The organism is Salipiger marinus, assembly GCF_035481585.1.
GTDB lineage: Bacteria > Pseudomonadota > Alphaproteobacteria > Rhodobacterales > Rhodobacteraceae > Salipiger > Salipiger marinus.
Window position 1 is genome coordinate 51,210 of the sequence record NZ_JAYKSL010000008.1, and the last position, 19,925, is coordinate 71,134.

17 protein-coding genes are annotated in these 19,925 nt (G+C 67.8%); 11 read left to right on the plus strand and 6 right to left on the minus strand.

Going from position 1 to position 19,925, the window contains the following annotated elements; genetic code table 11:
- Positions 1 to 2 precede the first annotated feature (2 nt).
- On the minus strand, positions 3 to 1,226 hold the full coding sequence (locus VK682_RS12300) for an MFS transporter (RefSeq protein ID WP_380715192.1): 1,224 nt from the start codon (positions 1,224 to 1,226) through the stop codon (positions 3 to 5).
- A 115-nt stretch (positions 1,227 to 1,341) separates the two neighbouring features.
- On the opposite strand from VK682_RS12300, the gene VK682_RS12305 reads away from it, so the two are divergent.
- The 3 genes from VK682_RS12305 to VK682_RS12315 all read left to right on the plus strand — a co-directional run bounded on the left by VK682_RS12305 (position 1,342) and on the right by VK682_RS12315 (position 3,409).
- On the plus strand, positions 1,342 to 1,971 hold the full coding sequence (locus VK682_RS12305; protein WP_324782014.1) for a DNA-3-methyladenine glycosylase family protein: 630 nt from the start codon (positions 1,342 to 1,344) through the stop codon (positions 1,969 to 1,971).
- The gene (locus tag VK682_RS12310; protein WP_089849922.1) at positions 1,968 to 2,633 is read left to right on the plus strand and encodes an alpha/beta hydrolase; all 666 of its coding nucleotides are present in this window, start codon (positions 1,968 to 1,970) and stop codon (positions 2,631 to 2,633) included. Before VK682_RS12305 ends, VK682_RS12310 begins: the two co-directional genes overlap by 4 nt.
- Before the next feature lie 191 nt (positions 2,634 to 2,824).
- Positions 2,825 to 3,409 carry an HNH endonuclease gene (locus VK682_RS12315; RefSeq protein ID WP_089849924.1) on the plus strand — a complete coding sequence of 195 codons (585 nt, stop codon included), beginning with the start codon at positions 2,825 to 2,827 and terminating at the stop codon, positions 3,407 to 3,409.
- A 125-nt stretch (positions 3,410 to 3,534) separates the two neighbouring features.
- On the opposite strand, the gene VK682_RS12320 is transcribed toward VK682_RS12315, so the two are convergent.
- From VK682_RS12320 to VK682_RS12335, 4 genes are all read right to left on the minus strand, one after another.
- Positions 3,535 to 4,047 (minus strand): bactofilin family protein, encoded by a 513-nt coding sequence (locus tag VK682_RS12320; protein ID WP_089849925.1) that lies wholly within the window; start codon positions 4,045 to 4,047, stop codon positions 3,535 to 3,537.
- Positions 4,037 to 5,338, minus strand: a complete 1,302-nt coding sequence (locus VK682_RS12325; protein WP_324782015.1) for a M23 family metallopeptidase — start codon at positions 5,336 to 5,338, stop codon at positions 4,037 to 4,039. Before VK682_RS12325 ends, VK682_RS12320 begins: the two co-directional genes overlap by 11 nt.
- Before the next feature lie 197 nt (positions 5,339 to 5,535).
- Positions 5,536 to 6,351 (minus strand): ferritin-like domain-containing protein, encoded by an 816-nt coding sequence (locus VK682_RS12330; RefSeq protein ID WP_324782016.1) that lies wholly within the window; start codon positions 6,349 to 6,351, stop codon positions 5,536 to 5,538.
- Positions 6,348 to 6,812 carry a peroxiredoxin gene (locus VK682_RS12335; RefSeq protein WP_089849931.1) on the minus strand — a complete coding sequence of 155 codons (465 nt, stop codon included), beginning with the start codon at positions 6,810 to 6,812 and terminating at the stop codon, positions 6,348 to 6,350. Before VK682_RS12335 ends, VK682_RS12330 begins: the two co-directional genes overlap by 4 nt.
- 147 nt (positions 6,813 to 6,959) lie before the next feature.
- On the opposite strand from VK682_RS12335, the gene VK682_RS12340 reads away from it, so the two are divergent.
- The 7 genes from VK682_RS12340 to VK682_RS12370 all read left to right on the plus strand — a co-directional run bounded on the left by VK682_RS12340 (position 6,960) and on the right by VK682_RS12370 (position 18,108).
- Entirely contained in the window at positions 6,960 to 10,190 is a 3,231-nt protein-coding gene (locus VK682_RS12340; RefSeq protein WP_324782017.1) for a YhdP family protein, read from the plus strand.
- A gap of 5 nt (positions 10,191 to 10,195) precedes the next feature.
- Complete coding sequence (gene queA / locus VK682_RS12345; protein WP_230796857.1) at positions 10,196 to 11,245, plus strand: tRNA preQ1(34) S-adenosylmethionine ribosyltransferase-isomerase QueA; 1,050 nt, start codon at positions 10,196 to 10,198, stop codon at positions 11,243 to 11,245.
- A 236-nt stretch (positions 11,246 to 11,481) separates the two neighbouring features.
- Positions 11,482 to 12,783: an MFS transporter gene (locus tag VK682_RS12350; protein WP_089849937.1), complete on the plus strand. Its 1,302-nt coding sequence runs from the start codon at positions 11,482 to 11,484 to the stop codon at positions 12,781 to 12,783.
- 135 nt (positions 12,784 to 12,918) lie between these two features.
- Complete coding sequence (locus VK682_RS12355) at positions 12,919 to 13,500, plus strand: DUF924 family protein (RefSeq protein ID WP_089850003.1); 582 nt, start codon at positions 12,919 to 12,921, stop codon at positions 13,498 to 13,500.
- Positions 13,501 to 13,638: 138 nt separating this feature from the next.
- A complete protein-coding gene (gene lpdA / locus VK682_RS12360; RefSeq protein WP_324782018.1) occupies positions 13,639 to 15,033 on the plus strand; it encodes a dihydrolipoyl dehydrogenase in 1,395 nt (464 codons plus the stop codon).
- Positions 15,034 to 15,491: 458 nt separating this feature from the next.
- Positions 15,492 to 16,790 (plus strand): DEAD/DEAH box helicase, encoded by a 1,299-nt coding sequence (locus VK682_RS12365; protein WP_089849942.1) that lies wholly within the window; start codon positions 15,492 to 15,494, stop codon positions 16,788 to 16,790.
- Between the two features lie 79 nt (positions 16,791 to 16,869).
- Positions 16,870 to 18,108: an Hsp70 family protein gene (locus VK682_RS12370; protein ID WP_230796852.1), complete on the plus strand. Its 1,239-nt coding sequence runs from the start codon at positions 16,870 to 16,872 to the stop codon at positions 18,106 to 18,108.
- On the opposite strand, the gene VK682_RS12375 is transcribed toward VK682_RS12370, so the two are convergent.
- Positions 18,105 to 18,911, minus strand: coding sequence for a VOC family protein (locus tag VK682_RS12375; RefSeq protein ID WP_230796850.1), 807 nt, complete (start codon positions 18,909 to 18,911; stop codon positions 18,105 to 18,107). The two genes, VK682_RS12370 and VK682_RS12375, sit on opposite strands and share 4 nt — an antisense overlap.
- A gap of 123 nt (positions 18,912 to 19,034) precedes the next feature.
- Here VK682_RS12375 and VK682_RS12380 point away from each other — a divergent pair, with 123 nt between their 5' ends.
- Positions 19,035 to 19,925, plus strand: coding sequence for a LysR family transcriptional regulator (locus VK682_RS12380; protein WP_324782019.1), 891 nt, complete (start codon positions 19,035 to 19,037; stop codon positions 19,923 to 19,925).

Here is a 19,925-nt window from a genome sequence, read left to right on the forward strand (position 1 = left end):
GCTCAGCTCTGGGGGGCGCTGTCGCGCGGGCGCAGCACCAGCCAGATCAGCGCGGCGCCCGCCAGCACCAGAAACGGCGCCATGGCGAGGTTGACGGCGGTCCAGCCCGCCTGTGCCGTGCCGCCCGAGCAGTTCATCAGCCCGCCCGAGGCGAGCGAGGCGAAGGTGACGCCGCCGAAGACCAGAAGGTCGTTGAGCCCCTGCATCCGCCCTCGCTCCGCCGCCGTATGCGCCCCCGCCAGCATGGACGTGGCGCCGATGAAGCCGAAATTCCAGCCGATCCCCAGAAGCACGAGGGCCACGAAGAAATTCTCGAGCGCGACGCCGGTCAGCGCGACCCCGCCCGCAGCGGCGAGAATCATCAGGCCGATCGCCATGATGCGTTCGACGCCGAAGCGCGCGATCAGATGGCCGGTGACGAAAGAGGGCGCGAACATCGCCAGCACATGCGCCGTGACCACATTGGCGGCATCCGAGGTCTCGTAGCCGCAGCCCACCACCGCCAGAGGGGTCGAGGTCATCACGAGGTTCATCAGCGCGTAGCTGACCATGCCGCAGATCACCGCCACGGCGATGCGGGGCGTGGCCAGCAGTTCCAGCGCGCTGCGCCCGCGCGGGGCATCGGCATCGGGCTTGGGCGGGCGCGGAATGTCGAGGAACAGGAAGAGCAGCGAGCCCACGAGGTTGATGGCGATGACCGCGCCATAGGTGCCCAGAAACGGCACCACATAGGCCCCCGCCGTCAGTTTCACCAGCTGCGGGCCGATGATGGCCGAGGCGAGCCCGCCCGCCATGACATAGGAAATGGCCTTGGGGCGGAAGGCCTCGGGGGCGGTGTCGGCGGCGGCGAAGCGGTAAAAGCCCTGTGCCGACATGTAGAGCCCGGTGAGCAGGCTGCCCGCGAGGAAGATCGGGAAGGAATGCAGGTAAAGCCCCACCGCACCGACCACGCCGCCCAGCGTGCCGCCGAGCGTGCCGAGCAGGAAGCCCGCGCGCCGTCCGAAGCGCTGCATGAAGGCCGAGACCGGCGTCGCCGACAGCATGGAGCCCAGCACGATCAGCGAGATCGGCAGGGTGGCGAAGCAGGGATTGGTGGCCAGCGACTGCCCCGCCAGCCCGCCGATGGTGAAGATCATCGGCATCTGCGCGCCCAGCAGCGCCTGCGCCAGAACAAGCACGGTGACGTTGCGGGTGGCGCGGGAGGGGGCTTGGCTGCTCATGCGCATATCGGTAGGCGCAAGCCGCGGCTGGAGCAAGAGCCATGGCTGTGCGAAGGTGCCGCAGGCCGGGGGCGCTGCCCCCGGACCCCCGGGATATTTTGACCAAGAAGAAGGAGCGGACATGGCGGGCCGCATCATCACCAGCGAGGCCTGCGTGGCGGAGGGGGCGGCGTGGCTGGCGGCGGCCGAGCCGCGTTTTGCCCATGCGCTGGATCTGACCGGGCCGCTGCCGCTGCGGCGCCGGGAGGACGGGTTTGCGCAGCTTCTGTCGGCCATCGTCAGCCAGCAGGTCAGCGTGGCCTCGGCCCGGGCGATCTGGGCGCGGCTGGAGGGGGCGGGCATGGTGACGCCTGCGGCGATCCTTGCGGCGGATCCGGAGGCGCTGCGCGGGCTGGGCCTGTCGCGGCAGAAGGCGGGCTATGCACAGGCGCTGGCGGCGGCAGGCATTGATTTTGACGCGCTGCGCGAGGCGCCCACCGAGCAGGTGGTGGCGGATCTGACGGCGGTGAAGGGCATCGGGGTCTGGACCGCCGAGATCTATGCGATGTTCTCGCTGGGCCATGCCGATGTTTTTGCGCCCGGCGATCTGGCCCTGCAGGAAGGCGCGCGGCTGCTTTTTGATCTGGAGGAGCGGCCAAGGGAGCGCGGCCTGCGCACCATGGCCGAGGCGTGGAGCCCGTGGCGGGCAGTTGCGGCGCGCGCGCTCTGGGCCTACTACCATGTGCAAAAGCAGAGGGAAGGGATAGCATGACCCGTGTTCTGAAGGCTGGCCGCAAAGAGGCCCTGTCCGGGGAGACCCGGTCCTGCGTGGTGTTCCTGCATGGCTATGGCGCCAATGGCGCCGATCTGCTGGGGCTGGCCGATCCGCTGGCGGAGCATCTGCCCGACACGCTGTTTGTCGCCCCCGACGCGCCCGAGGCCTGTGCCGGGGCGCCGTTCGGGTTCCAGTGGTTTCCGATTCCGTGGATCGACGGATCCTCGGAGGAGGAATCGATGCAGGGCATGGCCCGCGCGGTGCGGGATCTGGACGCGTTTCTGGATGCGCTGATGGTGGATCAGGATCTGATGCCCGAACAGGTGGCGCTGGTCGGGTTTTCGCAGGGCACGATGATGGCGCTGCATGTGGCGCCGCGCCGCGAGGACGAGCTGGCGGGCGTGGTGGGCTTTTCCGGGCGCCTGCTCGACCCTGAGTCGCTGGCGGACGAGGTGCAGAGCCGCCCGCCGGTGCTGCTGCTGCATGGCGACGAGGATGACGTGGTGCCGGTGCAGTCGCTGCCCGCCGCCGTGGAGGCGCTGCAGGAGGCGGGCTGGAAAGAGGTCTATGCCCATGTGATGCAGGGCACCGCCCATGGCATCGCGCCCGACGGGCTGGGCGTGGCGCTGGCCTTCCTGCGCGACAAGTGCGGATTCTGAGCCTCACGCCCCCGGCATTGGCCCTGTCTTGTCATGCCGCTGTCATGGGCATGACCTATCCACAGGGCAGTCACCGCATATAGCGAGGCTTGCCAGAAGTCTCCCGCGATATATAGTGGCTGGGATGCTGGGGCGGGTGGTCCCGCTCTGGTGCTTGACGGCAAGCAGACAGGGCGGGGGACGAGTCACCCATGGACGGCGATTTCAGAACACATTTCGTGAGGGAACCGGCGGCGCTGCGGAACCACCCGGCGCTGGTGCTGAACGCGGATTATCGGCCGCTGTCCTACTATCCTCTGTCCTTATGGCCTTGGCAGGAGGCGGTGAAAGCGGCCTTCCTCGACAGGGTCGACATCATCGCCGAATATGACGAGGAGGTGCGAAGCCCCTCGATGACGCTGAAAATTCCCAGCGTCGTGGTGCTGAAAGATTACGTCAAACCCAGAAAGCGCGTGGCCTTCACGCGCTTTAATCTTTTTCTGAGGGATGAATTCCGCTGCCAGTATTGCGGCAGCAAGGGCGATCTGACCTTTGACCATGTGGTGCCCCGCGCCAGTGGCGGCATCACCAGCTGGGAGAACGTGGTGGCGGCCTGTTCGCCCTGCAACCTGCGCAAGGGGTCGAAATCGCTGCGGCAGGTGGGTATGAGCCTGCGCAAGCCGCCGCGCCAGCCCGGCGCCTCCGAGCTGATGAATGTGGGCCGGAAGTTCCCGCCCAACCATCTGCACGAAAGCTGGATGGATTTCCTGTACTGGGATGCCGAACTGCAGGCCTGAACGGCCCGCAGCCGCGGGTCATGTCTGCCGGCAGGGGAGGGGGGCCGCGCGCCGCATCCGGGCTCGTCACATAAAAACGCCGGGCAGGGCCCGGCGTCTGATGGCTGGTCTGTGGTGGGCTGCCCTCAGGCGGCGGGATCCGACGGGGCTGCGGCAGGCGCGCCTGCGGGTGCTGCACCACCTTTGCCCTTGCTGGACAGCGGATCGTCGGCGCGCTGCACGGAGCCTTCGAAGTGGGCGCCGGATTCGATCGCGATGGTCTTGTGGATGATGTCGCCTTCGACGCGCGCGGTGGCGGTCAGGCGGACCTTCAGCCCGCGCACCCGGCCCACGATGCGGCCATTGACCACCACGTCATCGGCGATGACCTCGCCCTTGATGGTGGCGGTTTCGCCCACGGTCAGCAGATGGGCGCGGATGTCGCCCTCTACCGTGCCTTCGACCTGAATGTCGCCGGTGGTCTTGAGGTTGCCGGTGATGTGCAGATCGCTGGACAGGACCGAGGCTGCCGGCTTCGGCTTGGGTGCGGACGGCTTGAAATCGGACCCGGAGCGCGGCGGCAGATCCGGCGTCGCGGTCTTGACCGAGCTGTCCTCGGTCTTGGGTCCGGGCTCGTTGATCTTGCTCTTAGAAAACATCGTTTGCAGCCTTGATGTAGATCATGGGATTGACAGCTTCACCGCCGACACGAACCTCGTAATGGAGATGGGTGCCCGTCGAGCGTCCTGTATTCCCCATAGCACCAACCTGCTGCCCGCGCGAGACCCTTTCCCCCACCTTCACGGTGATTTTGGACATATGGGCATAGCGCGTCTCGATGCCGAACTCGTGCTGGATCTTCACCAGACGGCCATATCCGGACATCCAGCCCGCGAAAGTGACCACGCCATCGGCGGTGGAATAGATCGAGGTGCCGTGCGGAGCGGCAAAATCGGTGCCTTCGTGCATGCGGCCCCAGCGGCGGCCAAAGCCCGAGGTGAAGCGGAACGCATCTTTCAGCGGCACGGCGAAGGGCGCCTTTTCAGCGGCGATGCGATAGAGGTTGAGCCGGTCCATCTGCCCCAGAATGCGGTTGGCGCGTTCGGTATCGGCGGAAGGTTCCTCGCCCCGGGTCGAGAAGGTCAGCGGGGTCAGCGGGCCGCCCTGACCGGTATAGCCCTTGCGCACTTCGGAAATGATGCGGTCGGGATCCATGCCTGCGGAGGTGAACATCTTGTCCAGCGGCTTGACCGAGACGGTCATCGCCTCTTCGAGCTGGCGGAAGATCAGGTCGTTCTTTTCTTCCATCAGCTTGAGGTCGGTGGCCATCTGGTCGGCGCGCACCAGCGCGTCCTGCGCGTCGGCCACCACCTGATCGCGCTCCTGCGCGGTGCGGGCCAGCGCCTCGGACAGAAGGTCCATGGTGCCGTCGGCTTCGGCGGCGGTGGCGGTGCCGTCCTGCGTTTCCGCCTCAAGCGCTGCGACGCGGCCTGCGGCATCCTCGCGCTGTTTCATCGCGGTGCGCAGCGTGGTCTGGATCACGTCGATCCCGGTTTCCAGCTCGCGGCGGCGGGTTTCGCTGTCCAGAAGCTGCGACTGCATTTCCGACACCTGCGTCAGCGCGGTGTTGAACCGCTCCTGCGCCGCCAGCGCTTCCGCGGCGCGGCGGTCGCGTTCGCGGGAGATTTCATTGAGACGCTGCTGGTAGGTCACCTGATCGCGCCGCGCCTGTTCGCGGAAATTCCCGGCGCTGATGCTGTCCATCAGCAGGATCGCGGTGGCGATGATGGTCCAGGAGACAAGAAGGCCTCCTCCCGCAAAGGCCAGAGCCTGTGTGCCCGGCCTCAGGCGGATGAAACGAGTGTCGGAGTCCGACCTAAGAAAGAGCCGACGTTCCGGAAAGAAGCGCTCCATGAATGCATGGAGTCGTATCGCGAGCCGCGTTCGCACCTGTCTGTCCCTTGTTCCGTCCCTACCTTCGGTGCTCGGTTCCCCAAAAACTCCGGCACCTTGGGAAAAGGGCAGTACCAGACAGAGGGCATTACGCAAGAATTTTGGACCTGTGGCGCGGAAGTGACGGCAGATCCGCGCCTAGGCGGCGAGAATCCGCCGAAATCACGCGTTTATGACAGAAACATGATATCTGCTCAGGCGTCCGCCGACTCGACCAGCGGCCAGTAGAAATCCAGGGGCAGTCCGGCCTCGGCGCGCTTTTCATCATTGAAGGGCGGCTTCAGGTTGCCGTGGAAATAGGTGCGCACCAGTTTGTGGAACACGTCGCGCGGATCCAGATCGTGCCTGCCGCAGAGAAAATGGAACCATTTGGAGCCATAGGCGACATGGCCCACCTCTTCGGCATAGATGGTTTCCAGCGCGGCAACGGCGCCGCTATTGCCCGCCTTGCGGAAATGTTCGATCATGCCCGGCGTCACGTCGAGCCCGCGCGCCTCCAGCACCATGGGCACCACGGCAAGGCGGCCCATCAGGTCTTCGGCGGTGTCTTCGGCGGCGCGCCACATCCCGGCATGGGCGGGCAGGGCGCCGTAAAAACTGCCCTCCGCCTCAAGACAGTCGCACATCAGGTTGAAATGTTTGCTTTCCTCGTCGGCGGCTTTCACCCAGTCGTCATAGAATCCGGGCGGAAACGGCACATCGGTAAAGCGCGCAAGGATGTCCCAGTGCAGATCCACGGCGTTGAGTTCGATATGCGCCACCGCATGCAGCAGGGCGATGCGGCCCTGCGGGCTGCCGGGCTTGCGCTTGGGCACCTCGCGCGGGTCCAGCAGGGCGGGCGCCTCGGGGCGGGCCGGGCGCAGTGGCGGCGTGGCCTGTCCCACCGGCAGCGGCGTGCCCGCCGCGCGCGCGGCGAACCACGCGGCGGCATGGGCGCGCGACTTGGCGGTCTTTTCGCGGCCATCGGCGGTGGTCAGAACGTCCACCGCCATCTCTGCAAGGCTGGTCATAGGGCTTTTGCCGCCTCCAGCACCGCCTCGGCATGGCCGGGCACCTTCACCTTGCGCCATGCCTGCGCGATGCGCCCCTCGCCGTCGATCAGGAAGGTGGAGCGTTCGATCCCCATGAAGGTCTTGCCATACATGCTTTTCTCTTTCCACACGCCATAGGCGGCGCAGGCCGTGGCGCCTTCGTCGGACAGCAGCGGCACGGTCAGCGCCTTCTTGCGCATGAATTTTTCGTGGCTTTCCAGACTGTCGGCAGAGATGCCAAACACCCGGATACCGGCGGCATCAAACTCGGGCAGCAGGCGGGTGAAATCCTGATTTTCCACGGTGCAGCCCGAGGTGTCGTCGCGCGGATAGAAAAACAGCACCACCGGCGCAGGGCGCAGCGCGGACAGCGTGACCGTCTCGCCCCCCGTGGCTGGCAGGGTGAAATCGGGGGCCAATTCGGACGTGATCTCGGACATGGGAAGCTCCAACACTTGGGTCGCAAGTTCCGGCCTATGGGCTAGAACGGATGGGAGCAAGTGTAACCGCGAAAGACGGCATTTCCAGTGACGGACCACCCTTCTCCTGTAAAACTTGCCCCGCGCCGCCGCTGGCACTGGCGTCTGATGAAAGGCTGCCTGCTGGGGGTCGTGCTGCTGGTGGCGCTGGCCACGGGGATGCTGTGGTATGCGATGGGGCGCACGATGTCGGCGCCCGTCTGGCTGCGCGACCAGATCGAGTCGCGGCTGGCCGTGGCGCTGCCCGGCTTTCAGGTCGATTTCGGCGATCTGCGCCTGCAGCTGCAGGGCGAGGGGCTGACCCGCATCGCGCTGAGCGATGTGGCGGTGCGCAGCCCGACCGGCGCGCAGATCGCGGTGCTGTCCGATCTGGAGGTGGGGCTGGCGCCGACGCGGCTGCTGCTGGGCCAGTATGAGCTGCGCGAGGTGCGGCTGACCGGCGCCATGCTGACCATGCGCCGCGACGAGGAAGGCCGCATCGGGCTGGCGCTGGGCGATGTCTTCGCCGCCGACACGCCCGCGCCCGACCTGCCCACCATCATCGCGCAGCTGGATCAGCTTGCCGCCGATCCGCGGCTGGCGGGGCTGTCCTTGGTGGCCGCCGAGGCGCTGACCATCCGCTATGAGGATGCGCGGGCCGGGCGCGGCTGGACAGCGGATGGCGGGCGGCTGCAACTGACCCGCGACGCAGGGTCGCTGAGGCTGTCGGGGGATGTGGCGCTGCTGGGGCAGGGCGATGTGGCGGCGACGCTGGCGCTGAATGCCGACAGCCTGATCGGGCAGACCAGCGCGCGGTTCGGCATGAACCTTGAGGGGCTCGCGGCGCAGGACATCGCCAGCCAGAGCCCGGCGCTGGCATGGCTGAACGGGCTGCGCGCGCCGATCTCTGGCGCGCTGCGCGGCGAGATGGCGGCGGACGGCGCGCTGGGGGCGCTCAGCGCCACGCTGCAGATCGGCAAGGGCGTGCTGCAGCCGCGCCCCGAAACCCGCCCGATCCGGTTCGAGGGCGCGCGCAGCTATTTCTCCTATGATCCGGCCACTGCCACGCTGCAGTTCGACGAAATCTCGGTCACCAGCCGGTTCGGCACGCTGGTCACCGATGGCCGCGCGGTGCTGGGCGACATCCGCCGCGGCATGCCGCAGGAAATGGTGGGGCAGTTCCGCATCTCCCGGCTGGAGGCTGATCCGGCGGGGGTCTTTGCCACGCCGCTGAAACTGGCGGGGGCGGAACTGGACTGGCGGCTGAGCTTTGCGCCCTTCCGCTTTGAGCTTGGCCGTCTGCGCATCGCTGACGCCGCGCTGCCGCTGCGCGCCAGCGGCGTGCTGGCGGCAGAGCAGGGCGGCTGGCGGCTGGCGGTGGATGCCCGGCTCGACAGCGCCACGCCCGAGCAGATCCTTGCGGTCTGGCCTGCCAGCGCCCTGCCGCCCACGCGCAGATGGGTGGCCGAGAACATCCATGCCGGGCGGCTGCGCGACGCGCTGGTGTCGCTGCGGCTGGAGCCGGGCGGCACGCTGGAGCCCTATCTGGACATACGCATCGAAGGCGTGGAGCTCAGCTATTCGCCGTCGCTGCCGCGGCTGATGGAGGCCGAAGGGCAGGTGAGTTTCTATCAGAACCGTCTGTCCGCCACGGTGGACAGTGGCCGCCTGATCCCGCCCGAAGGCGGCGAGATCGACGCGTCGGGATCAAGCTTTGTCATCCCCGACCTGCGCGAGCGGCCCAATATCGGCGAGGTCAATGTGGTGGCCCGCGGCCCGCTGGTGGCGGCGCTGTCCTATCTTGACCAGCCGCCGCTGGAGATCATGACCAAGGCCAACAAGCCCGTCACGCTGGGATCGGGCAGTGCCGAGATCACCGGGCAGGTGGTGCTGCCGCTGGAACCGCATGTCCCGCGGGAGGCGGTGACGGTCCGCGCCACCGCCGTGCTGCGCGATGTGCAAAGCGACCAGATCGTGCCGGGCCGGGTGCTGCAGGCCGAGCGGCTGGATGTGGCGGTGGATGACACGCAGGTGGCGGTCACCGGCAGCGCCGATCTGTCCGGCGTGCCCTTCACCGGCACATGGACGCAGCCGCTGGCGCCGGGGATGGCGGGCCGGGTCGAAGGCGATGTGGTGCTGTCCGATGCGGTGGCCCGCGCGCTGGGGATCGGCCTGCCTGCGGGCACCTTTTCGGGGCAGGGGGTGGGCCGGGTGGGCATCGACCTGCCCCCGGGCGAGGTGCCAAGTTTTGCGCTGCGCTCCGATCTGGCGGGGCTGGGGGTGGCGCTGCCGCAGATCGGCTGGCGGCTGTCCGAAGGCGGCACCGGCACGCTGGAGGTGGCGGGCCGTCTGGGCGCGCCGGTGACGGTGGACCGGCTGGCGCTGCAGGCGGCGGGGCTGCGCGCCGAAGGCTCGGTCTCGCTGAACGCCGATGGCAGCTTTGACCGGCTGTCGCTGCCGGTGCTGCAGGCGGGCGACTGGCTGCAGGGCGGTGCGGTGCTGACCGGGCGGGGCCGCAATGCCGTGCCCGCCGTGGCGCTGCGCGGCGCGCTGCTGGACATGCGCCGCGCCCCGCTTGGCGCGGGCGGGGGCGGCGGTGGCGGCGCGGCGGGCGGCCCGGTCGAGGTGGCGGTGGATCGGCTGCAGGTGACGGACAGCATCGCGGTGGAGGGGTTTCAGGGCAGCTTTGACACGTCGGGCGGGCTGACGGGCAGCTTTACCGGGCGTGTCGGCGGGCGGGCGCCCATCAGCGGCGATGTGGTGCCGCGCAACGGCGCCAGCGCGTTTCGGATCCGCAGCCGCGACGCGGGCGACGTGCTGAAAGGCGCGGGGATTTTCCAGAACGTGCAGGACGGTCTTTTCGACATGACGCTGGTGCCGGTGACGGGGCAGGCGGGCACCTATGACGGGCTTCTGCGCATCGAAGGCGCGCGGCTGCAGAAGAACAACGTGGCGGTGGCGCTGCTGGACGGGCTCAGCATCGTCGGCATCCTCGACCAGCTGAACGGGCCGGGCATCTTCTTCAACGAGGTGGAGGCGCGGTTCCGCATGACCCCCGACCTTATCACCCTGACCCGGGCAAGCGCCGTGGGCCCGTCCATGGGCATCTCGATGGACGGGTACGCCAATCTGGGCACCGGCATGATGGATCTGCAGGGGGTGCTGTCGCCGATCTATATCCTGAACGGGCTCGGGCGGGTCTTTGCCCGCAAGGGCGAGGGGCTGATCGGGTTCAATTTCAACCTGCGCGGCGCCATGACCCAGCCGCAGGTCAGCGTGAACCCGCTTTCGGTCTTCACCCCCGGCATGTTCCGTGACATCTTCCGCCGCCCGCCCCCCACCATAGACCAAGGGAACTGACCGCGATGCTGCTTTCGGATTTCGACTTTCCGCTGCCGGAGGATCTGATCGCCACGCGCCCGGCCAGCCCGCGCAGCGCCGCGCGCCTGCTGGTGGCGGAAGGCGCGCGCCTCACCGATGCCGTGGTGCGCGACCTGCCCGACTGGCTGCGCCCCGGCGACCGGCTGGTGCTGAACGACACGCGGGTGATTCCCGCGCGGCTGTCGGGGCTGCGGCACCGCCATGGCGCGCAGGGCGACACGGCGGCGCAGATCGAACTGACCCTGCTGGAGCCGCGCCCCGGCGGGCTTTGGGCCGCACTGGTCAAGCCGCTGAAAAAGCTGCGCGAGGGCGAGACGGTGGTGCTGTCGGACGAGCTGTCCGCCACGCTGGAGGGGCGCGAGGACGGGCAGGGCCTGTTCCGCTTCAACCTGACGGGCGAGGATTTCGACGCGGCGCTGGCGCGGGCCGGGGCGATGCCGCTGCCGCCCTATATCGCCGCCAAACGCCCCGCCGACGAGCAGGACAAGACCGATTACCAGACCGTCTGGGCCCGGCATTCCGGCGCCGTGGCCGCGCCGACCGCCAGCCTGCATTTCGACGCGCCCCTGCTTGCGGCGCTGGAGGCGCGCGGCGTGAGCTTCACCCATGTGACGCTGCATGTGGGGGCAGGCACCTTCCTGCCGGTCAAGGTCGAGGACGTGACCACCCACCGCATGCATGGCGAATGGGGCGAGGTCACGGCGCAGGCCGCCGCCGAGATCGCCGCGACCAAGGCGGCGGGCGGGCGGGTGATCCCGGTGGGCACCACCGCGCTGCGCCTGATCGAGACGGCGGCGCGCGACAGCGGGCAGGTCGTGCCATGGCAGGACATCACTGACATCTTCATCTATCCCGGCTTCACCTTCCGCGCCGCCGACGCGCTGATGACCAATTTCCACCTGCCCAAATCCACGCTGATGATGCTGGTGGCGGCCTTCATGGGCAAGGCGCGGATCGACCGGGTCTATGCCCATGCGCTGGCGGAACGGTATCGCTTCTTTTCCTATGGCGATGCCTCGCTGCTGATCCCCTGACAGCACCACAGCGGATCCGCAGCGCCGCCGGAGGGCAAAACGGCCAAGATGCGACGCGCGCTGGCTTTTCCCCGCCCTGCGCTCCGTCCTGCCCGCGCCGCTGCCGCGCCTGCTTTGCACGATGCTGCTATTGCGGGCAGTTCGGGGTTGCGCCGGGGCGCGGGCACAGGCAGGCCTGAGGGCGGACAGCCCCGGATTCGGGGAAACCTGTGGCCCGCTTGCAAACGGAGACAGACATGCGCGAGGTTCTGAGAAACTCCTGGGCCCTGCTTCTGGGCATCATGCTGCTCATGGTAGGCAACGGTCTGCAGGGCTCTCTGCTGGGGGTCCGGGGCGGGCAGGCGGGCTTTTCCGCCCTGTCCATGTCGCTGGTCATGTCGGGCTATTTCGCGGGCTTCCTTGTCGCCTCGCGCATGACGCCGGGGATGATCCGCCGTGTCGGCCATGTGCGGGTCTTCGCCGCGCTGGGCTCGTTCATCTCGGCGGTGCTGATCCTTTATCCCGCCTTTCCGCATCCGGCGGTCTGGATGGTCGAACGCATGATCATCGGCTTCTGTTTCTGCGGGGTCTATGTCACCGCCGAAAGCTGGCTCAACAACGCCTCGACCAACGAGAACCGGGGGCAGGCGCTGTCGGCCTACATGATCGTGCAGATGGTCGGCATCATCTCGGCGCAGGCGATCCTGCTGATCCCCGACCCCTCGGGCTTTCTGCTCTTCGTGATTCCCTCGGTGCTGGTGTCCATCGCCTTCGCGCCGATTCTGCTGTCGATCTCGCCGACACCGGCCTTTGACAGCACCAAACCCATGAGCCTGCGCGAGCTTTACCGCGTCTCGCCGCTGGGCGTCACCGGCATGTTCCTGCTGGGCGGCGTGTTCTCGGCGCAGTTCGGCATGGCAGCGGTCTATGGCTCCGAAGCCGGGCTGCGGCTGGGCGAGATCTCGATCTTTGTCGCCAGCTTCTATGTGGGCGCGCTCATCACGCAATATCCGCTGGGCTGGCTGTCGGACCGCATGGACCGCCGCCAGCTGGTCGCCATGGTGGCGGCGGTGGGCGGGATCGCGGCGGTGGTCGCGGTCACGGCGGGCGGCAATTTCCCGGTCCTGCTGGCGGCGGCCTTCCTGATCGGTGGCGCCTCCAACCCGCTCTATTCGCTGATCATTGCCCATACTAACGACTTCCTGAAGTCCGAAAACATGGCCTCCGCCTCGGCGGGGCTGCTGTTCATCAACGGCTGCGGCGCCATCGCGGGCCCGATCATCACCGGCTACATGATGGAACTGATGGGCCCGGGCGGCTATTTCGTGCTGATCGCCGTGCTGATGCTGGGGCTGACCGCCTATGCGGGCTGGCGGATGACCCGCCGCGCGGCCCCTTCGGTGGAAGAAACCAGCAGCTATACGCCGGTGGCGCCCACCGGCTCGCCGGTTGCGCTGGAAGTGGCGCAGGAAGTGGCGATCGAGGCGGCGGAATCCGCCGCCGAAGCCGCCGAAGCCGCCGCCGAAGCCGAAAATACCCGCGCGCAGCCCGGCCAGTAGCGCCTTGGCCGGGGTCCGTCGCAGGTTCTGTCGCAATTGACAGAAAACGTGACTTCTGATGTTGGCTTGGAAAACTGTAAACTTTCCATGACGACCATCAGGCATTGCAAAAAAGGACCCGGACAGGTGGACAACGTGAAATCGCCCGAGGAGATCCTCTCGTTCTGGCTCGACGAGGTGGGAGAGGCGAAATGGTATGTGGCAGAGGAGGCGCTGGACGCCACGGTCCGTGACCGGTTTCTGACCACATGGGAGGCGGCGATGGAGGGCCGCTTCGGCCTGTGGCTGACCCATCCCACCGGCGCGCTGGCCTATGTCGTGCTGCTGGACCAGTTCCCCCGCAACATGTTCCGCGACAGCGCGCGCGCCTTTGCCTCCGACGGGGTCGCGCTGGCGGCGGCCAAGCAGGCGATCCATCGCGGCTGGGATCTGCGGATCGACGAGCCCGCACGGCAGTTCTTCTACCTGCCGCTGATGCATTCGGAAAACCTTTGCGATCAGGACCGCTGCATCCGCCTGATGAAGGAGCGGATGCCGCAGACCGGCGCCTCCAACCTGCTGCATGCCCGCGCGCATCGCGAGGTGATCCGCAAGTTCGGGCGCTTCCCCACCCGCAACGCCGCGCTCTCCCGCCCCTCCACGGCGGCGGAATCCGGCTATCTCAGCGATGGCGGCTATGGCGCCACGGTGCGCCGCCTGCAGGCCGAAGCCGCCTGACCGCCCCGCGCTTCCCGACCCGGCCACCTTCGCGGCCGGGTCTTTTTCCCTCCGCCGCCCCGCGCCCTGCCGCAACGCGTTGAAGCCGCGCGGAGGATGGTTTAACGTCAAACCACTTTGACACGGCGGGAGAGAGCCATGGCTTCGCAAGACTTCGACATGATCGTGATCGGCGCCGGACCCGGCGGCTACGTGGCCGCCATCCGTGGCGCCCAGCTTGGCCTCAAGGTGGCCTGCGTGGAACGCGAGCATATGGGCGGCATCTGCCTCAACTGGGGCTGCATTCCCACCAAGGCGATGCTGCGCTCCTCGGAAATCTACCATTACATGGCGCGGGCCAAGGAATACGGCCTGACCGCCGAAAAGATCGGCTATGATCTTGATGCCGTGGTCAAACGCTCGCGCGGCGTGGCCAAGCAGCTCAATTCCGGCGTCACGCATCTGCTGAAGAAGAACAAGGTCACCGCCTTCATGGGCGAGGCCTCGATCCCGGCCAAGGGCAAGGTCACGGTCAAGACCGACAAGGGCACCGAGGAGCTTTCGGCGAAATCCATCGTCATCGCCACCGGTGCCCGTGCCCGCGAACTGCCGGGGCTGGAGGCGGATGGCGATCTGGTCTGGACCTACAAGCACGCCCTGACCCCCAAGCGCATGCCGAAAAAGCTGCTGGTCATCGGCTCGGGCGCCATCGGCATCGAATTCGCCAGCTTCTACAACACGCTCGGCACCGACACGACCGTGGTCGAGGTGATGGACCGCATCCTGCCGGTGGAAGACGAGGAAATCTCGAAATTCGCCAAGAAGCAGTTCGAAAAGCAGGGCATGACCATCCGCGAAAAGACCATGGTCAAGAAGCTCGACCGCGGGCAGGGCAAGGTCACCGCCCATATCGAACAGAACGGCAAGACCACGACCGAGGAGTTCGACACGGTGATCTCCGCCGTGGGCATCGTCGGCAATACCGAAGGTCTGGGCCTCGAAAAGATCGGCGTGAAGGTCGAAAAGACCCATGTGGTGGTCGACCGCCACTGCCGCACCGGGGTCGAGGGCATCTATGCCATCGGCGACATCGCGGGCGCGCCGTGGCTGGCGCACAAGGCCAGCCATGAAGGCGTGATGGTGGCCGAACTGATCGCGGGCGGCCATCCGCATGCGGTGGAGCCGTCCAGCATCGCGGGCTGCACCTATTGCCATCCGCAGATCGCCTCCGTGGGCCTGACCGAAGCCAAGGCCAAGGAACAGGGCTATCAGATCAAGGTCGGGCGCTTCCCCTTCATTGGCAATGGCAAGGCCATCGCGCTGGGGGAATCCGAAGGCATGGTGAAAACCATCTTCGACGCCAAGACCGGCGAGCTGCTGGGCGCGCATATGATCGGCGCCGAAGTCACCGAGCTTATCCAAGGCTATGTGGTGGGCCGCCAGCTGGAAACCACCGAAGAGGATCTGATGAACACCGTCTTCCCGCATCCCACGCTCAGCGAGATGATGCACGAATCGGTGCTCGACGCCTACGGCCGCGCCATCCACTTCTGATCCTGCGGGACGGCGGCGCACCGGGCGCCGCCGTCCCCCCTCCTGCCGCTGCGCCCTGCGCTTCCAGCGGCCGCAAATATCCCGGGGGGGCCGCGTCAGCGGACGGGGGCAGCGCCCCCTGCATCCTCTCCGCCCCCGCGTCCCGCTCGCTCTGCCGCGCCACCACCTCCGCCGCGCTGCGGCGCCATTCTCCTTGACATTGTGCCGCCCATGCCCCACTTGAACGGGGTGCGCCGCGCTGCCGCGTGAGCAAGCCATGCCCCGAGGGGCATAGCGGCGCCCAGACATCTCCGGTTCCCATTCACGCAGGGGTTCGCAGGCAAGGCCAGTCACGCGGGAAACGCCCGTCTGATCCGAGGTCCTGCCACACCTCGTGCGCCACGGCTGGCTTCGTGCCCCCGTGTCCATGACCTCCGCCGGTGCGGGCCGCAGGGTCTTGCCGGTTCAAAGGAACACTCTTGTCCGAATTTCAGTCTCTTGGCCTCGCGGCCTCCCTGATCGAGGCGCTGAACCGCGCCGCCCTGACCGAACCCACCCCCATCCAGAGCCAGGCGATCCCGCTGGCGCTTGCGGGCCATGACGTGCTGGGTCTGGCCCAGACCGGCACTGGCAAGACCTTTGCCTTCGGCCTGCCGCTGATCCATCATCTGCTTTCGGCCCAAGGCAAGCCCGCGCCGAAATCCGCCCGCGCGCTGATCCTTGCCCCCACCCGCGAACTGGTGAACCAGATCGCCGACAGCCTGCGCGTGCTGACCACGGGCGGCCATCTGCGCGTCGCGACCGTGGTGGGCGGCCAGTCCATCAACCGCCAGATCGGCGTGCTGTCGAAGGGCACCGACATCCTTGTCGCCACCCCGGGCCGTCTCATCGACCTGATGGAGCGCGAGGCGGTGCTGCTGGGCAGCGTCACCCATCTGGTGCTGGACGAGGCCGACCAGATGCTGGATCTCGGCTTCATCCATGCGCTGCGCAAGATCGCGCCGCGCCTTGGCACGCCGCGCCAGACCATGCTGTTTTCGGCCACCATGCCCAAGCAGATGGAAGAACTGAGCCGCGCCTATCTCAAGGATCCGAAGCGGGTGCAGGTCGCCCCTCCGGGCAAGGCCGCCGACAAGGTCACCCAGTCGGTGCATTTTGTCGACAAGAACGACAAGCCCACCAAGCTGCGCGAAATCCTGTCGCGCGACCGTGACGCGCTGACGCTGGTCTTTGCCCGCACCAAACATGGTGCGGAACGGCTGATGAAGGGCCTCAAGGCCGACGGGTTCAACGCCGCCTCCATCCACGGCAACAAGAGCCAGGGCCAGCGCGACCGCGCCATCAAGGCCTTCCGCGATGGCGAGATCACTGTGCTGGTGGCCACCGATGTGGCGGCGCGCGGCATCGACATTCCGGGCGTGGCCTATGTGGTCAATTTCGACCTGCCCGAGGTGCCCGACAACTATGTCCACCGCATCGGCCGCACCGCGCGCGCCGGGCGCGAGGGCGAGGCGATCGCCTTCTGCTGCGCCGAAGAAGTTGATCTGCTGCGCCAGATCCAGAAGCTGATGAAGATCGACATCCCCGTGGCCAGCGGCGTGATGCCGAAGGCCGTGGCCCCCAGCAGCCCCTCGCGCGGGCCGCGCGGCGGTCAGGGCCATGGCCGGGGTGGTCAGGGGCAGGGGGCAGGCCGGCGCGGTGGCGCCAAGGCGCCTGCGGCCTTCACCGGCGAAAAGTCCGGCGGCGCGCGTCGCCGGCGGGGCCGTTCGGCAGCCTGAGGCGGCGGACGGGACAAGGCTCTTGCGGCGGGCGCCCCTTCGGGTGTAGCCACGCGCCTCGCCGCCAGAGGATCCCGTCATGACCCCCCGCACGCTTGCCATCGACTTTGGCACTTCGAACTCCGCCGCGGCCATCGTGGCGGAGGGCAGGCCCCGGCGCCTGATGATCGAACCGGGCGCGGACACGCTGCCCACCGCCGTGTTCTTTCCCGAGGACCGTTCTGCCATGCGCATCGGTGCCGCCGCAGCGGAGGCGCTGATCGCGGGCGAGGACGGGCGCTACATGCGGGCGCTGAAATCGGTGCTGGGCACCGCGCTGTTTCATGAAAGCCGGATGATCGGCGGCAGGCGCCGCAGCCTCGCCGAGATCGTCACCGAATTTCTGGCCGAAATGAAATCCCGCGCCGAAGCGGATGCCGGGGGCCGGTTCGATGCGGTGCTGTCGGGCCGTCCGGTGCATTTCCACACCAAGGACGAGGCGCGCGACGCGCAGGCAGAGGCCGATCTGCGCGCCTGCTATCACGCCGCAGGCTTTGCCGAGGTGGATTTCCTGTTCGAACCCGAAGCCGCCGCGCGGGCCAGCCATGGCGGCGCAGAGGGGCTGGGGCTGATCGTCGACATCGGCGGCGGCACCTCGGATTTTTCGGTCTTTCGCAGCACGCCCTCGGGGGCGGAAATTCTGGCAAGCCACGGCATCCGGCTGGGCGGCACCGATTTTGACCATGCCGTGTCGATGACCCATGCCATGCCGCTGCTGGGTCTGGGCAGCGAATTGCGCCGCGAGTTTGGCGAGGGGCTGCTGCCCCTGCCCAACGCGCTGTTTGTCGAGCTGTCGACATGGGCCACGATCCCGTTCCTGTATACCCGCGACACCGAACGCAGCATCGCCGAGATGCTGCGCCTTGCGGTGGAGCCGGAAAAGCTGCGCCGTCTGGCCAGCGTCATCATGGAACATCTGGGCCATGACCTTGCCTTCGCGGTGGAGCGGGGCAAGATCGCCGCCAATGGCGGGCAGGCGGCGCAGATCGCCATGGGGCTGATCGAACCGGGCCTTGCCGCCCCCATCACCCCCGGCACCCTGAACGCCGCGCTGGTGCAGATGCGCGAGCCGCTGCGCATGGCGATGTATCAGACGCTGATGATGGCGCAGGTCTCGCCTGCGCAGATCTCCTCGGTCGTGCTGGTCGGCGGCTCCAGCCTGATGGCGCTGGTGGCGGAGGAGGCGGGCGCGGTCTGTCCCGGCGCCAGGCAGCACCGGGCAGAGGCGTTTACGGCGGTGGTCGACGGGCTGGCGCTGGCGGCGGCCGCGCGCGGCTAGGGCTGGGCGGCCAGCCTGTACCGGATGCCCCACGGATCGGCCAGATCGGTGCCGATCCGGGCGCGCAGCGCCTCGGGCGCCTCTGCGCCAAGGCGCAGTTCGATTTCGGCAATCCCTGTCGCCTTGGGGTCGCGCGGCCCGGCGCCCCAGCTGTTCCAGATATTGGTCGCCAGATGGTGGTGATAGCCGCCAGAGCCGAAGAACAGCGCGCCGCGATAGGTGCAGGTCAGATCAAACCCCAGATCCTCGGTATAGAACTGCCGCGCCGCCTCCAGCGCGCCGGTCTGCAGATGCACATGGCCGATCACGCTGCCCTCGGGCGCACCACGCCACGGCGCCTGCGCACGCGCCGCCAGCGCCTGCAGATCCAGCGGCTGCGTGTCCATCGCAATCTCCGTCCCCTGCCAGCGCCAGCTGGCGCGGGGGCGGTCCGCATAGACCTCGATGCCATTGCCTTCGGGATCGGCGAGATACATCGCCTCGCTCACCAGATGGTCAGAAGCGCCCTGCCAGTGGATGCCGCGTTCCGCCACATGCCGCAGCCATGCCGCCAGATCGTGCCGCGTGGGCAGCAGAAAGGCGATGTGAAACAGCCCCGCTTCCCGGCGGGAGGCGCGGCGGGCGGCGGGATCGGCGCGCAATTCGATCAGCACCCGGTCGCCCACGCCCAGACTGACATGGCTGGCATCGCCCGCCATGGGGTGCAGCCCCAGAACCTCCTGATAAAACGTGCTCATGGCGGCAAGGTCGCGCACGGTCAGCGTCACGCGACCGATTTCGATGGGGGCATCGCTGCTGGGCATGGCCGGTCTCCTTGTGGCTGTGACGGATCCGCTCCGCCTCTGGAGATATGGCGCTTGTGATTTGCCAATGAAATGGCGACTGTCGGGAATGACTTTCGCCATTTCGTTCCGAATGAGGCGCGCATGGATCTTGTGACCGGGCTCAAGGCCTTTGTCGCCACGGTGCAGACCGGATCCTTCACCGCGGCTGCCGAACGGCTGGGCGTGTCGAACCGGCTCACCTCGAAATATGTGGCGGAGCTTGAGGCGCGTCTGGGGGTGCGGCTGCTGCAGCGCACCACGCGGCGCGTCGGGCTGACCCCCGCCGGTGAACAGATGCTGGCCCGCGCGCCCGCGCTGCTGGACGATCTGGAGGAGCTTCTGGGTGCCGTCAGCGAGGAAAGCCGCGGCTTTTCCGGCATGCTGCGGATCGCGGCGCCGGTGACGCTGGGAGAGGCGCATCTGGCCGGGCTGCTGCACCGCTTTGCCGCGCCGCATCCGGGCCTGACCATCGACCTGCAGCTGACCGATGCCTTTGTCGACCTTGCCTCGGACGGGATCGACCTTGCCTTCCGGGTTGGGGCACCACCCGCCACGGCGCTGGTGGCGCACCGGCTGGGCCATATCCGCAGCCGGGTGGTGGCGGCCCCTGCCTATCTGGCGCGGCAGGGCGTGCCCGAGCGGCTGGAGGATCTGGACCAGCACACGCTGCTTCTGGACAGCAACCGCCGGGGCGGGCCGCGCTGGCAGTTCCAGCGCCACGGCCAGCCGGTCGACTGGCCGGTGACCAGCGCCTTTCACGTCAACAGCGCGCGGGTGGCGCGCGATCTGGCGGTGGCGGGGGCGGGGCTGACGCAGGTGCCGGATTTTGTGCTGGACGAGGCCATCGCCACCGGCCAGCTTGTGCCGGTGCTGACCGAGTTCGAGGGGCCGGGCCATGTGCTGTCGGCGGTCTGGCTGGAAGGCGCGCGCCTGCCGCGCAAGCTGCGCGCGCTGATCGATTTTGCCGAGGCCGATCTGCGGCAGCGGCTTTAG

Coding starts and splice junctions, on each gene's coding strand:
- VK682_RS12300 (WP_380715192.1), bottom strand. CDS start 1,226: ATGCGCATGAGCAGCCAAGCCCCCTCCCGCGCCACCCGCAACGTCACC.
- VK682_RS12305 (WP_324782014.1), top strand. CDS start 1,342: ATGGCGGGCCGCATCATCACCAGCGAGGCCTGCGTGGCGGAGGGGGCG.
- VK682_RS12310 (WP_089849922.1), top strand. CDS start 1,968: ATGACCCGTGTTCTGAAGGCTGGCCGCAAAGAGGCCCTGTCCGGGGAG.
- VK682_RS12315 (WP_089849924.1), top strand. CDS start 2,825: ATGGACGGCGATTTCAGAACACATTTCGTGAGGGAACCGGCGGCGCTG.
- VK682_RS12320 (WP_089849925.1), bottom strand. CDS start 4,047: ATGTTTTCTAAGAGCAAGATCAACGAGCCCGGACCCAAGACCGAGGAC.
- VK682_RS12330 (WP_324782016.1), bottom strand. CDS start 6,351: ATGACCAGCCTTGCAGAGATGGCGGTGGACGTTCTGACCACCGCCGAT.
- VK682_RS12335 (WP_089849931.1), bottom strand. CDS start 6,812: ATGTCCGAGATCACGTCCGAATTGGCCCCCGATTTCACCCTGCCAGCC.
- VK682_RS12340 (WP_324782017.1), top strand. CDS start 6,960: ATGAAAGGCTGCCTGCTGGGGGTCGTGCTGCTGGTGGCGCTGGCCACG.
- queA (WP_230796857.1), top strand. CDS start 10,196: ATGCTGCTTTCGGATTTCGACTTTCCGCTGCCGGAGGATCTGATCGCC.
- VK682_RS12350 (WP_089849937.1), top strand. CDS start 11,482: ATGCGCGAGGTTCTGAGAAACTCCTGGGCCCTGCTTCTGGGCATCATG.
- lpdA (WP_324782018.1), top strand. CDS start 13,639: ATGGCTTCGCAAGACTTCGACATGATCGTGATCGGCGCCGGACCCGGC.
- VK682_RS12370 (WP_230796852.1), top strand. CDS start 16,870: ATGACCCCCCGCACGCTTGCCATCGACTTTGGCACTTCGAACTCCGCC.
- VK682_RS12375 (WP_230796850.1), bottom strand. CDS start 18,911: ATGCCCAGCAGCGATGCCCCCATCGAAATCGGTCGCGTGACGCTGACC.
- VK682_RS12380 (WP_324782019.1), top strand. CDS start 19,035: ATGGATCTTGTGACCGGGCTCAAGGCCTTTGTCGCCACGGTGCAGACC.